The sequence below is a fragment of the Sphingomonas japonica genome, from assembly GCF_006346325.1.
In the GTDB taxonomy this organism is placed as follows: domain Bacteria; phylum Pseudomonadota; class Alphaproteobacteria; order Sphingomonadales; family Sphingomonadaceae; genus Sphingomonas; species Sphingomonas japonica.
This window is the reverse complement of record NZ_VDYR01000001.1, coordinates 2,024,742-2,038,279: the sequence shown is the minus strand read 5'-3', so window position 1 is coordinate 2,038,279 and position 13,538 is coordinate 2,024,742. Positions and strand designations below refer to the sequence as shown.

Annotated in this window: 10 protein-coding genes; 7 read left to right on the top strand and 3 right to left on the bottom strand. The window is 66.4% G+C overall.

Annotation, left to right across the window (positions count from 1 at the left end; all coding sequences use genetic code 11):
• Positions 1-4: 4 nt before the first annotated feature.
• Positions 5-862 (bottom strand): hypothetical protein, encoded by an 858-nt coding sequence (locus tag FHY50_RS10020; protein WP_244935332.1) that lies wholly within the window; start codon positions 860-862, stop codon positions 5-7.
• On the opposite strand from FHY50_RS10020, the gene paoA reads away from it, so the two are divergent.
• The 4 genes from paoA to FHY50_RS10000 are packed head-to-tail and all read left to right on the top strand — an operon-like array spanning position 855 to position 5,890.
• Positions 855-1,508, top strand: coding sequence for an aldehyde dehydrogenase iron-sulfur subunit PaoA (gene paoA, locus FHY50_RS10015; RefSeq protein ID WP_140048294.1), 654 nt, complete (start codon positions 855-857; stop codon positions 1,506-1,508). The two genes, FHY50_RS10020 and paoA, sit on opposite strands and share 8 nt — an antisense overlap.
• The gene (locus tag FHY50_RS10010) at positions 1,505-2,455 is read left to right on the top strand and encodes an FAD binding domain-containing protein (RefSeq protein WP_140048293.1); all 951 of its coding nucleotides are present in this window, start codon (positions 1,505-1,507) and stop codon (positions 2,453-2,455) included. Before paoA ends, FHY50_RS10010 begins: the two co-directional genes overlap by 4 nt.
• Before the next feature lie 4 nt (positions 2,456-2,459).
• The gene (gene paoC / locus FHY50_RS10005; RefSeq protein ID WP_140048292.1) at positions 2,460-4,658 is read left to right on the top strand and encodes an aldehyde oxidoreductase molybdenum-binding subunit PaoC; all 2,199 of its coding nucleotides are present in this window, start codon (positions 2,460-2,462) and stop codon (positions 4,656-4,658) included.
• Positions 4,655-5,890 carry an NAD(P)/FAD-dependent oxidoreductase gene (locus FHY50_RS10000; RefSeq protein WP_140048291.1) on the top strand — a complete coding sequence of 412 codons (1,236 nt, stop codon included), beginning with the start codon at positions 4,655-4,657 and terminating at the stop codon, positions 5,888-5,890. The genes paoC and FHY50_RS10000 overlap by 4 nt, the downstream gene beginning before the upstream one ends.
• A 227-nt stretch (positions 5,891-6,117) precedes the next feature.
• Here the strand turns inward: FHY50_RS10000 and FHY50_RS09995 are convergent, their stop codons facing one another.
• Positions 6,118-8,883 carry a TonB-dependent receptor gene (locus FHY50_RS09995; RefSeq protein WP_166745420.1) on the bottom strand — a complete coding sequence of 922 codons (2,766 nt, stop codon included), beginning with the start codon at positions 8,881-8,883 and terminating at the stop codon, positions 6,118-6,120.
• Between the two features lie 195 nt (positions 8,884-9,078).
• Between FHY50_RS09995 and FHY50_RS09990 the strand changes: the two genes are divergently transcribed.
• Genes FHY50_RS09990 through FHY50_RS09980 form a run of 3 tightly spaced genes read left to right on the top strand, consistent with a single transcriptional unit; the run spans position 9,079 to position 12,310 of the window.
• A complete protein-coding gene (locus FHY50_RS09990; protein ID WP_140048289.1) occupies positions 9,079-10,236 on the top strand; it encodes an aldose epimerase family protein in 1,158 nt (385 codons plus the stop codon).
• Positions 10,237-10,253: 17 nt separating this feature from the next.
• Complete coding sequence (locus FHY50_RS09985; protein WP_140048288.1) at positions 10,254-11,387, top strand: endo-1,4-beta-xylanase; 1,134 nt, start codon at positions 10,254-10,256, stop codon at positions 11,385-11,387.
• Positions 11,384-12,310: a family 43 glycosylhydrolase gene (locus FHY50_RS09980; RefSeq protein ID WP_140048287.1), complete on the top strand. Its 927-nt coding sequence runs from the start codon at positions 11,384-11,386 to the stop codon at positions 12,308-12,310. Before FHY50_RS09985 ends, FHY50_RS09980 begins: the two co-directional genes overlap by 4 nt.
• Positions 12,311-12,325: 15 nt before the next feature.
• On the opposite strand, the gene FHY50_RS09975 is transcribed toward FHY50_RS09980, so the two are convergent.
• Positions 12,326-13,531 carry a thiolase family protein gene (locus tag FHY50_RS09975; protein WP_140048286.1) on the bottom strand — a complete coding sequence of 402 codons (1,206 nt, stop codon included), beginning with the start codon at positions 13,529-13,531 and terminating at the stop codon, positions 12,326-12,328.
• Positions 13,532-13,538 lie beyond the last annotated feature (7 nt).

Sequence of the window (13,538 nt, the reverse complement as noted above, 5' to 3'; positions counted from 1 at the left end):
GCGGTCAGCCGTTGACGAACATCAAGCCAATGGCGATCGACAGCACCGTGGCCTGCACGAAGCCGGCGACCGCGTTGAGCAGTCCGCGGCCCAGCCCTTGCTGAAGATGATGCCCAAACCAGCGCGCCTGAACTCCCAGATAGGCCACAATGCATATACCCGCGAGCATCGCTCCCCCCGTACGCGCTGCCGGCAACTCGGCATGGCCCAGCGACACGCCGATCCCCAGGAACAGGGCGAAAGGGGCGCAGGCGTAGCATTGTGCATAGAAGGGAGCCTTGAGATGCTCTCGCGTCAACCGTTCTCTTCTGGCGCGCAGCAGCCGCGTGGCCATCATCAGCGGGAACATCGAAAACAGGATCAGCCGGAGCATCAGCAACGTCGTGTCGTCGTCGATCAGGGCGGCAAGGCCGCGCGAACTGGCGATGATCGGATTGGTGTTGCCGCCCAGAACCGAGTCGATCGCTTGCGTGAGCAGCAGCGACAGGATCAGGAACAAGGGAGGGTTTAGCGTGTCGCTGAACTGTTCGTCCTCGGCATCGCGAAGTTCTCGGTCAGCGTAGTTCATCGTCGCGATGGGATGCAGGATCGTGCGCGCCAAGGTCACCGGATAGAAAACGAGCCAGCTCATCACTTCGTAGAGCAAGTCGCCGAGCGAATTGAGCCACTTCATGAAATCCATTCCGGCACCATGGTTCGACCGAACCGGCGGCGCAAGTTGGTCCGCGATGCAAGCCGCGGCCCGCGTCGATCGCGCTCGACCGGCGCGACGCATTCGCGTACACAACACCGGTGCCCGCAGATGTTCTGACGTGGATGCGCAGCACCGGATCAAGCAGCAGGAGACCGTAGCGATGCCCATCGATGAGCTGGAAGTTTCGCGGCGGGCTGTGCTCGTCGGCGGGACGGCATCGGTTGCCGTCACCGCAATTCCTGCCGCGCAGGGCCAGCCGGCCGCCGTCGCGGCGCAGTTGCAGCCGATGTCGGCCAAGGTGACGCTGAACGTCAATGGCCGCGCACAGGCGCTCGATCTCGACACGCGCACGACGCTGCTTGATGCGCTGCGCGAGCATCTGAACCTCACCGGTACCAAGAAGGGTTGCGATCACGGCCAGTGCGGCGCGTGCACGGTGATCGTCGATGGACGGCGCATCAACAGCTGCCTGACGCTGGCGGTGATGCACGACGGCGACGCGGTGACGACGATCGAAGGGCTGGGCACGCCGGACAATCTTCACCCGATGCAGGCGGCGTTCGTGGCGGCCGACGGCTATCAGTGCGGCTATTGCACGCCGGGGCAGATCTGTTCGGCGGTGGCGGTGCTCGACGAGATCAAGGCGGGGATTCCCAGCCATGTCAGCGGCGACCTCGACAAGCGGCCGCAGATCACCAATGACGAGATGCGCGAGCGGATGAGCGGCAATATCTGCCGCTGCGGCGCCTATTCGAACATTCTCGAGGCGATGACCAACGTGGCCAGGGGCGAAGTCGAGGGGACAGGGGCATGAGGCCGTTCAGCTATACCCGCGCCGCTACCCCCGCCGAGGCGGCCGCCGCCGCGGCGCGGACGCAAGGGGCCAAGTTCATCGCGGGCGGCACCAACCTGCTCGACCTGATGAAGCTGGAGATCGAGACGCCGGCGCAGCTGATCGACGTCAATGGCCTGGGCCTCGACGCGATCGAAAAGACTGACAAGGGCGGGCTGCGGATCGGGGCGCTGGTCCGCAATACCGATCTTGCCGCCGACAAGCGCGTGCGCCGCGATTACGGCGTATTGTCGCGCGCGCTGCTCGCCGGGGCGTCGGGACAGTTGCGCAACAAGGCGACGACCGCGGGCAACTTGCTGCAACGCACCCGCTGCCCGTATTTCTACGACACCAACCAGGCTTGCAACAAGCGCAAGCCGGGGTCGGGCTGCGCCGCGATCGGCGGGTTCAGCCGCCAGCTGGGCGTGGTCGGGATGAGCGACGCCTGCATCGCGACCAATCCCAGCGACATGAACGTCGCGCTGCGGCTGCTCGACGCGAACGTGGAGACGGTGCGGCCCGACGGCAGCGCGCGGTTGATCGCGATCGCCGATTTCCACCGTCTGCCGGGCAACACGCCGCAACTCGACACCAATCTGGAAGCGGGCGAGCTGATCACCGCGGTCACCTTGCCCAAGCCGATCGGCGGCGAGCATTTCTATCACAAGGTGCGCGACCGCGCGTCCTATGCCTTCGCGCTGGTGTCGGTCGCTGCGGTGATCCGGCGCGACGGATCGGGGCGGGTCGCGGTCGGCGGGATCGGTCCGAAGCCGTGGCGGGTCGAAGCGGCCGAGGCCGAACTGCCGCGCGGTGCCAAGCCGGTCGCTGCAGGGCTGCTGGCGGGAGCGAAGCCGACGCAGGATAATCGTTTCAAGCTGTCCCTTACCGAGCGCACGCTCGGTGCGGTGCTGGCGCAGGCGCGGAGTTGAGGCCATGAAGTTCGACACGCCCGCAGGCCCCAATCCGATCGACCGCATGACCGTGGTCGGCAAGGCCACCAATCGCATAGACGGTCCGGCCAAGACCACCGGCACCGCGCCTTATGCCTATGAGCGGCACGATGCGGTGACCAACCCCGCCTATGGCCATGTCATCGGCGCGGCGATCGCCAAGGGGCGGATCACCGCGATCGATACCAGGGCGGCCGAAGCTGCCCCGGGCGTGCTCGCCATCGTTACCGCCGAGAATGCAGGCAAGCTGACCAAGGGCAGCTTCAACACCGCGAAGCTGCTCGCCGGACCGGACGTCGAGCATTATCATCAGGCAGTCGCGGTCGTCGTCGCCGAAACCTTCGAGCAGGCGCGGGCGGCGGCCGGGCTGGTCCGCGTCGACTATGCGCGCGGGCAGGGCAGGTTCGATCTCGCCGAGGCGATGGACGGCGCCAAGATGCCGTCGGGCGACGGCAATGCCGACACCCGGTTGGGCGATTTCGCCGCAGCGTTCGAGCGCGCTCCGGTCAAGCTCGATCAGCGCTATTCGACGCCCGACCAGGCGCATGCGATGATGGAGCCGCATGCCTCGACCGCGGCGTGGAACGGCGACGAGCTGACCTTGTGGACCGCCAACCAGATGATCGACTGGGGCAAGGGCGACGTCGCCAAGACGCTCGGCATCCCCAAGGACAAGGTGCGGCTGATCGCGCCCTATGTCGGCGGCGGTTTCGGCGGCAAGCTGTTCGTGCGCGCCGATGCGTTACTGGCGGCGCTGGGCGCACGCGCCGCCAAGCGCCCGGTCAAGGTCGCGCTGACCCGGCCGATGTCGATCAACAACACCACGCATCGCCCGGCGACGATCCAGCGCATCCGGCTGGGTGCCGACCGCGACGGCACGCTGACCGCGATCGGGCACGAAAGCTGGTCGGGCGATCTGCCCGGTGGCGGACCCGAAGTCGCGACCGCGCAGACGCCTTTGCTCTATGCCGGGGCCAACCGCATGACCGCGCTCAGGCTGGCGGTACTCGACCTGCCCGAGGGCAATGCGATGCGCGCGCCGGGCGAGGCTCCCGGATTGATGGCGCTCGAAATCGCGATGGACGAGCTCGCCGAACAGCTCGAGATGGACCCGATCGAATTGCGCATCAGGAACGACACCCAGGTCGATCCGATGAAGCCCGAGCGGCCGTTCTCGCAGCGGCAATTGGTCGAATGCCTCCGCGTCGGCGCCGATCGCTTCGGCTGGAGCAAGCGCCAGGCACCGCGCGCGACCCGCGATGGCGACTGGTATGTCGGCATGGGCGTCGCCTCGGCGTTCCGCAACAACATCGTCATGGATTCGGGCGCGCGGGTGCGGCTGAGCCCGCAGGGCGTGGTCACGGTCGAAACCGACATGACCGATATCGGCACCGGCACCTATACCATCGTCGCGCAGACCGCGGCGGAGATGCTGGGGGTGCCGCTCGAACAGGTGGTGGTCAGGCTGGGCGACTCGTCGTTTCCGGCATCGGCCGGATCGGGCGGGCAGTGGGGCGCCAACAGCTCGACCGCCGGCGTCTATGCGGCGTGCGTGAAGCTGCGCGAGACGGTGGCGCAGCGGCTCGGGCTCGACCCCGCCACCGCTGATTTCGTCGGCGGCAATGTCGTGGCGGGCGGGCGCAGCGTGCCGCTGGCGCAGGCGGCGCAGGGCGGCGAGATCGCGGTCGAGGACAAGATCGAGTTCGGCGACCTGGCGCAAAAGGCGCAGCAATCGACGTTCGGCGCGCATTTCGTCGAGGCGGCGGTCAACCGCTTCACCGGCGAGGCGCGTATCCGCCGGATGCTGGCGGTATGCGCGGCTGGGCGCATCCTCAACCCGAAATCGGCGCGCAGCCAGGTGATCGGCGGGATGGTGATGGGCGCCGGCGCGGCGATGATGGAGCATCTGGTCGTCGACAAGCGCTTCGGTTTCTTCGTCAACCATGATCTGGCCGGGTACGAAGTGCCGGTCCATGCCGACATCCCGCACCAGGAAGTCATTTTCCTGCCAGAGACCGATCCGATGTCGTCGCCGATGAAGGCCAAGGGCGTCGGCGAACTCGGTATCTGCGGGATCGGCGCGGCAGTCGCCAATGCGATCTACAACGCCACCGGCGTGCGCGTGCGCGACTATCCGATAACGCTCGACACCTATCTGGACCAGCTGCCGGCGATCGCGTGACGGAAGCGCATTTCGACGTCGTCATTATCGGCACCGGACATGGCGGCGCGCAGGCGGCGATCGGCCTACGCCAACGCGGCTTTGCGGGGTCGATCGCGCTGGTCGGCGACGATCCCGAACTGCCCTATGAGCGCCCGCCGCTGTCCAAGGACTATCTGGCGGGTGACAAGCCGTTCGAGCGCATCCTGATCCGCCCGGCTGCGTTCTGGCAAGAGCGCGGGATCGCGATCGTCGGCGGGGTGCGGGTCGTCGCGGTCGATGCTGCGGCGCACCGGGTGACGACCGCCGACGGAGACAGCATCGGCTATGGAGCGCTGATCTGGGCCGGCGGCGGGCGGGCGCGGCGTTTGAGCTGTGCCGGGCACGACCTGGCCGGCGTCCACGCAGTGCGGTCGCGCGGCGATGTCGATGCGCTGCTCGCCGAGCTTCCCGATGTCGCGCGGGTGGCGGTGATCGGCGGCGGATATATCGGGCTCGAGGCGGCGGCGGTGCTGACCGGGCTGGGCAGGCAGGTGACGCTGTTCGAAGCCGAGGACCGCGTGCTGGCGCGGGTTGCGGGATCCGCACTGTCGCGCTTCTACGAAGTCGAGCATAGAGCGCGCGGCGTCGATCTGCGCCTGGGAAGCACGGTCGATCGCCTCGAAGGTACAAGCGGCCAGGTCGCGGCGGTGCGGCTGAGCGATGGCGAAGCGGTCGCCACCGACTGCGTGATCGTCGGCATCGGCATCGTGCCGGAGATCGAGCCGTTGGCCGCGGCCGGCGCACGCACAGCCAATGGCGTGCTGGTAGACGCGCTGTGCCGCACCGACCTGCCCGACATCTGGGCGATCGGCGATTGCGCGGCGCATGCCAATGGCTTTGCGGACGGTGCGACGATCCGGCTCGAATCGGTGCAGAATGCCACCGACATGGCCGCAACCGTCGCCAAGGCGCTGACCGGCACACCCGAGCCCTATGACGCGGTGCCGTGGTTCTGGTCGAACCAATATGACCTCAAGCTGCAGACGGTAGGACTGTCGGTCGGCCACGACGCGGCGATCGTGCGCGGCGATCCGCAGACGCGGTCGTTCAGCGTCGTGTATCTGCGCGGCGGACAGGTGATCGCGCTTGATTGCGTCAATGCGGTCCGCGACTTCGCACAGGGGCGGGCGCTGGTGACGGGGCGGGTGCGTGCCGATCCGGCGGCGCTGGCGGACAGCAGTGTGCCGCTCAAGGCGCTGGTCGCGGGCTGAGTGGGGTTTAGCAGCTTTACCCATCCCCGTTCGTCCCGAGCCAAGTCGAGGGATTTGTTCGAGCGTAACGAGAACGCCGCAAGCGCCTCGGCTTCGCTCGGTAGGGTGTCTCGACTTCGCTCGACACGAACGGGTTGAGGTACGATCATGCGTCAAAGTAGCGCCAAAAAAGGGCCGCACCGGATTCCCGGTGCGGCCCGACGCCTTTGTGAAATGGCGTCCGGGGATCAGAAGCGGAAGCGTACGCCCAGCGAATAGACGCGCTCGATATAGCGGGTCTGGAAGTTATAGGCGTCGCCAGCCGCGTTGTAGACGCGGTCGGTCTTGACCGGATCGGCGAGGATGTTGAGCATGTCGAACGCGATCGTGATATTCTCGATCGGCGTCACCGACGCCGAGAAATCGAGCGTGCCGAGCGCCTGCTGCGTCAGCGGCGACAGGAAGCCCTGTTGCAGGTCCTGATACTCGATGACGAACTCCGACCGCCAGTTATACGCCAGGCGCGCCGAGAATTGCGGGCGTTCGTATAGGCCGACCAGATTGTAGCTATGCTCTGATACGCCGGGGAAAGGCTGCTGTCCCGGCAGGCGATCCTGGAAGCCGGGAGCAAGCTCGGTCGTGGCGTCGATATAGGTGTAATTCGCCTGGACGCCGAAGCCCTGCGCCCATTGCGGCAGGCTGTCGAAATCGAGGAATGAGGTGAACGCGACTTCGGCGCCCTGCAGCCGCCCGTCGCCGCCGTTGGTCGGCAGGTTGGTGATGACATTGGGCGCGTTGGGGATTTCCTCGGTCACCGAGTTGCGGAAGATGAAGTTGCTGACGTCGCGGCGGAACAGTCCGCCCGTGAGCGACCCGGTGCGCGAGAAATACCATTCGAGCGAGATGTCGTAATTGTTCGACTGGAGCGGCTGGAGGTCGGGATTGCCGCTCGAATTGAAGATGTTGCAGCCCGGTGCATCCGGACCCGTAGCCTCGGGATTGGCCGGATCGGGGGTGCACGAACTTGGAATGGTGCCGAAGGTGGTCGATGGATTGAGGTCGATGAAGTTCGGCCGCGTCCGTGTCTGGGTGTATGCCAGGCGAAGCTGCAATCCATCGGTCAGCTCGGCGCGCAGGCTCGCATTGGGCAGATAATCGGTATATTCCGATTGCTGCGTCACGGGCGAGAATACGCCGGTGGCATCGTCGCGAGAGGTGCCGTTGAGCGTCGTCTCGGTCTTGACGACGCGCACGCCGATCAGGCCATCGACCGGCAAGCCAAGATCGAACGCGTATTTGACCTGCGCATACCCCGCATAGGCGCGCTCGTTGGCAGTGAAGGTCTCGAGGGGGTTGAACGCCGGATCGCCGGTATTGGCAAAATCGATCGCCGCCTGGTCACCGCCGCGCTGCGCGATCGTCCGCAGCGCTGCGAGATTGGCGAACACGCTGTCGAAGGTCGGCCCCGCGAACAGCGTGTCGGGCTGCAGTTGATCATAGCGGAACCCGCGCGGGATGAGGGCGATGTCCACCGGCAAGTCGCGATACAGGATGCCGAGCTGGGCGAGGCCCGCATAGCGCTGGCCATTGCGGCGGCTGGCGTCGCGATCATTGTAGCGAAAGCCGATCTGGATGCGCGACAGGACGTCGATGCCGGTATCGTATTCGGCGTCGAACCGTGCCTGGATATCCTGCCCGGTCGCCTGGAAATTGGTGTCGAACAGCCCGCGCAACTGATAATTGTTCGGGTCGGCAGCATTGAAGTCGAGGAAGTCGAACGTGCCGCCGCCTTCGCCCTGACTGCTTTCGAACACGACGTTGCGCACCGGCGAGCTGGTGAACAGGTAATCGATATTGGCGTTGCGCTGCGTATAGGTCGAATCGGTATAGGCGATATCGGCGGACAGCTTCAGCCGGTCGGCGGTCCAGATCGCGCCACCGGCGATCTGATAGGTGTCGGTGCGCTGCTTGCTGAACGCGTCGTAGCCATCGGGGGCGGCGGCATTGGTCACCGTGGCGCTTTGCAGCGAATTGCTGCCGTCGTCGCGCAGCACGACGTTGCTGAATTCGGTCGCGCCGAAGGTGGGGACGAACAGCCAGTGGTTGCGATCCTCGGCGCGATAGCCCTGGAACAGCCCGTCGACATAGATTTCGAAGTTCGGGGCCGGCTTCCACTGGATCGCCGCGTTGACCGACGGCCGCCAGCGATTGCCGCTGCCGTAGAAGATGCCCTGGCCGTTGGGGCGGCGGAAATCGCCCGTGGCGATGTCGTTATTGGGTTCGGGGCTGACGAAGCGATCATTCTCGCGCGTGGCGTCGAGAAAATCGATATTGGTCATCGCGCCGTTGACGAGGATGCCGATCTCGCCGATCCCGGTTTCCCAGCGGTTCGAGATCAGCAGGTTGCCGTTCCAGTCGAGCGCCTGGCTCTGTTCGAAATGGACGCCGTTGAGTGAGCCCGACAGCTCGAACCCGTCGAAATCGAACGGACGGCGCGAACGGACATTGACCTGGCCGCCGATGCCGCCTTCGATCAGGTTGGCGGTGCCCGACTTGTAGACTTCGAGCGCGGCGACCGCGCCGGCCGGGAAATCCTGGATCGCGACGAAACGGTTCTCGGCAGTGAAGATCTCACGCCCGTTATAGGTGGTCGAGATGTCGGGCAGGCCGCGAATCTGGACCTGCGCCGCTTCGCCGGCACCGCGGTTGACCTGGACGCCGGTGACGCGCGCGAGCGCGGCGGACGCGGTGATGTCGGGCAGCTTGCCGATATCCTCGGCGACGATCGCATCGACGATGCCGTCCGAATTGCGCTTGATCGCCTGCGCCGATTCAAGGCTGCGGCGAAGGCCGGTGACGACGATCTCCTCGGAGCCGATCTCGGCTGCGGTTTCTTGCGTCGCGGGGTCCTGCGCAGTCGATTGTGGCGGCGCAGTCTGGGCGGCGGCCTGCGCGGCGCCGATGAATACCAGCGCGATCGCGCTCGACGCGAGTGCCAGTGTCCGACTTTGCATGTTGTTCCTCCCCATCATCCTGATTGCCCTTCTGGCGAGGGCGCGCCATCTTTTACGGCAAGGCGCCGGGGGGGATCAAGCGATTTATAATACTTATCAGCTTTTCATCGCGCCACGGGTTGGGCTAGGGTGTCCCATCCCCGGTCGGGCGATGATTCAACACGGCCGTTCGAGCCGGAACAGGGAGAAGGAAAGATGCTCGATGCACGATGGCCGCTACTGCTGGCGGCGGCGCTGATGGCGGCGACACCGGCGCTGGCGACCGACGCCAAACGGTCAAAGTTCGGCACGACCGCGGACGGCAGGGCAGTCGGCGCGGTGACGCTGACCAACAAGGCGGGGGTCAGCGCGACGGTGATCGCATGGGGCGCGACGCTGCAGGCGCTGCGGATGCCGGATCGCGACGGGCGTGTCGCCGACGTCATGCTCGGCCACAACGACATGGCCGGATATCTGAAACAGCCCGAATATTTCGGCGCCACGGTCGGCCGCGTTGCCAACCGCATCGCGCAGGGGCGCTTCACGCTCGACGGCAGGGAGTACCGCACCCCGGTCAATGACGGCCCCAATTCGCTGCACGGCGGCATTGCCGGCTTCGACAAGGTGCTGTGGGAAATCGTGTCGGTAAAGTCAGGCGATACCGCGTCGGTGACGCTGCGCTATGTCAGCCGCGATGGCGATCAGGGCTATCCCGGCACGCTGACCGTCGATGCCACCTATTCGCTGGACGAGAACAACGCGCTGACCATCGACTATCGCGCGACCACCGATCGCCCGACCGTCGTCAACCTGTCGAACCACGCCTATTGGAACCTGAGCGGCGAGGGCAGCAGCACCGGCGCGATGGGGCATATCCTGACCATCGATGCCGATCGCTATACGCCCGTCGACGCGACGCTGATCCCGACCGGCGAATTGCGCCCGGTCGCGGGCACGGTGTTCGACTTCCGCAGTCCGCGCGTCATCAACGAACGCGTTCGCGACGCGCGCGACGTCCAGATCGCCTATGGCCGCGGCTACGACCATAATTGGGTGGTGGGCACGGCGGTGACGCAGGACCAGCACCGCATGGCGGCGGTGCACGATCCGGTTTCGGGGCGCGGGTTCGAATTATGGTCGAACCAGCCGGGGGTGCAATTCTATTCGGGCAATTTCCTCGACGGCACCGTCACCGGCAAGTCGGGACGGCTGTACCGCGGCGGCGATGCGATCGTGCTCGAACCGCAGGGCTTTCCCGACACGGTCAACCAGCCGGCGTTCGGATCGGCGCGGCTCGATCCGGGCCAGACCTATCGCAATACCATGACCTATCGCCTGTCGACCGGCCAGATCGCGTCGCAGCGCCCCCGCTGACCCACGGAGAGATTTCGATGAACCGCATCTTCCTGATTGCCGGTACGGCCGTCGCCGCGCTTGCCGCCCAGCCCGCGCAGGCGCGTGACATCTGGACCCCGGCGCAGGCCAAGGCCTGGTATGGCGAACAGCCGTGGCTGGTCGGCGCCAACTACAATAATCGCGACGCGATCAACCAGTTCGCGATGTGGCAGGCCGATACCTTCAATCCCGAGCAGATCGATCAGGAGCTCGGCTGGGCGGCGAAGATGGGCATGAACACGATGCGCGTCTATCTCCACAACATGCTGTGGGAGAACGACGCGGCGGGCCTCAAGCAGCGGATGAACACCTTCCTCGAGATCGCGGCGCGGCACAATATCAAGCCGATGTTCGTGCTGTTCGACAGCTGCTGGGATCCCGATCCGGTAGCGGGGCCGCAGCGTCCGCCGATCCCGGGGGTCCATAATTCGGGCTGGATGCAGGCGCCGGGCGCGGCACGGCTGGCGGACAAGAGCCAGTATGACAAGCTCGAAGCCTATGTGAAGGACGTGGTCGGCAGCTTCGCCGACGACGACCGCATCCTTGCCTGGGACGTGTGGAACGAGCCCAACAATGGCGGCGGCGGTAATTACAAGCCGACGCCGAACAAGACCGCGCTGGTCGCCGGGCTGCTCGGGCAGGTGTTCGACTGGGCACAGAGCGTCGATCCGACCCAGCCGCTGACCAGTGGCCTCTGGATCGGCGAGACATGGGACAAGCGCGACAGCCTCGACGCGGTCGAGAAGATCCAGGTCAGCCGCAGCGACGTCAACAGCTTCCACGACTATAACTGGCCCGAACAGTTCGAGCGCCGCGCCAAGCAGATGCTGAGCTATGGCCGCCCCGTGCTGTGCACCGAATATATGGCGCGCGGCAACGGATCGACGTTCGACGGGTCGCTGCCGCTGGGCCGCAAATACAACATCGCGATGTTCAACTGGGGCTTTGTCGACGGCAAGTCGCAGACCCGCTTCCCGTGGGACAGCTGGAAAAAGCCCTATACCTATGACGAGCCGACGATCTGGTTCCACGACGTCCTGCGCAGCGACGGCACCGCCTATCGCCAGGCCGAAGTCGACATGATCAAGCGCATGACCAGCGAAGCCAATGCGGAGCGCGCCGCCCGATGAGGCCGGGCTGGGCAGCGGCGGTGCTGGCCGCGCCGCTGCTCGCCGGATGCGTCGATGCGGGGCGTGGGCAGCGCACCAATCCGCTGTTCGCCGGGGCCGATCCCTCGGTACTGATCGAAGACGGGCAGACCTGGCTGTTCCCGACCGGCGGCGGCGACCGGCTCTACGGCTGGGCGCGCACCGCCGATGGCTGGCGACGCAGCGCGCCACTGATCCGGATGTCGGACATCGCATGGATCGCGGACGGCGCGCCCGAGCATTTCCTGTGGGCGCCGCATGCGTTCAGGGCGAACGGGCGCTATTATCTGTTCTATTCGGTCGGGCCGCAAAACCCGACGCCGAGCCGGATCGGCGTTGCGACATCGGACCGGATCGACGGCCCCTATATCGACAGCGGACGCCCGCTGCTGACCGGGGGTAACGGGTTCGAGGCGATCGACCCGATGGTGTTCGCCGATCCGGCCTTGGGCAAGACCTATCTGCTCGCGGGCGGCAGCGCGGGCGCGCGGCTGCGCATGTTCGAGCTCGCGCCCGACCTGCTGACGCTGGCCCGCGAGGTAGCGATCGAGCAGCCCGAGCGATTCACCGAAGCGCCGTTCCTGCATCGACGCGGCGACCTCTACTATCTCAGCTACAGCCACGGGTCCTACAACCGCGGCAATTACTCGGTCGCCTATTCGACCGCGCCGGGTGCGACGGGACCGTGGACCTATCGCGGTGAAATCCTGGCAAGTGCCGGGCGGTACAAGGGGCCGGGGCACCACGCATTCTTCGAGAACGCCGACGGCAGCTGGTCGATCGCCTATCACCGCTGGGAAGATGTGGCGGGCGAGGGGCCGTATCGTGGCCAGCGGCAGGTGGCGATCGATCGCGTGGAGTATCGCGACGACGGCAGCATCGCGCCGATCGTCATGACGCCATGATCTGACGATCCGAACCTATCCCACCACCTCGAACAGCCCTGCCGCGCCCATGCCGCCCGCGACGCACATCGACACCACCGCATAACGCTCGCCGCGGCGCCTCGCCTCGATCAGCGCGTGCCCGACCAGGCGGCTGCCCGTCATGCCGAACGGATGGCCGATGGCGATGCCGCCGCCGTCGACGTTGAGGCGATCGTCGGGGATGCCGAGCCGGTCGCGGCAATAGAGCAGCTGGCTGGCGAACGCCTCGTTGATTTCCCACAGCCCGATGTCGCCGACCGCCAGCCCGGCGCGCTCAAGCAGCTTGGGGATCGCGAACACCGGGCCAATGCCCATTTCCTCGGGTGCGCAGCCCGCCGACTGGAAGCCGCGGAAGATGCCGAGGATCGGGCGGCCTTCCGCCTGCGCGGTGGCGCGGTCCATCAGCACCTGCGCCGAAGCGCCGTCGGATAGCTGGCTGGCATTGCCGGCGGTCACGAAACGGCCTTCGCGCACGACCTGACCGTCTTTCCACACCGGCTTCAGGTTAGCCAGCGCTTCCAGCGTCGTGTCGGCGCGGATGCCTTCGTCGCTCGCAAGCGTGACCTCCTCCTGGCCAGCGATGCTGCCATCCTTGGCGATCAGGTTCTTGCGGACCGTGATCGGCACCATCTCGTCAGCGAACCGTCCCTCGGCGGTCGCGGCGGCGGCGCGCTGGTGGCTCTGCATCGCCAGCGCGTCCTGCGCCCCGCGCGAGATGCCGTAGCGGTCGGCGACGATCTCGGCAGTCTCGATCATCGCCATATAGGCGTGCGGCACCTGGTCGGTGACGACCTGTGGCTGCGCACGGAACGTCGGCGTGTGGGCGTTGCGGGTCAGCGAGATCGATTCCACCCCGCCCGCCACCGCGACATCCATGTCGCCCGCGATGATGCCGCGCGCGGCATAGGCGATCGCGGTCAGGCCCGACGCGCATTTGCGGTCGATGCTGGTCGCGGCCACGCCGAGCGGCAGCCCCGCGGCGAACACCGCAGTGCGCGCGACATTGGCGCCCTGCGTGCCCCATTGCGACCCGGCCCCCAGCGCAAGATCGTCGATCCGTACCGGATCGATCCCGGCGCGCTCGATCGCGGCATTGATCGCGTGCGCGGCAAGCTGGGGCGCATCGGTATCGTTGAACGCCCCCTTGAACGCGCGGGCGACCGGTGTGCGGGCAGTGGAGACGATGACGGCTTCGCGCATGACAGGC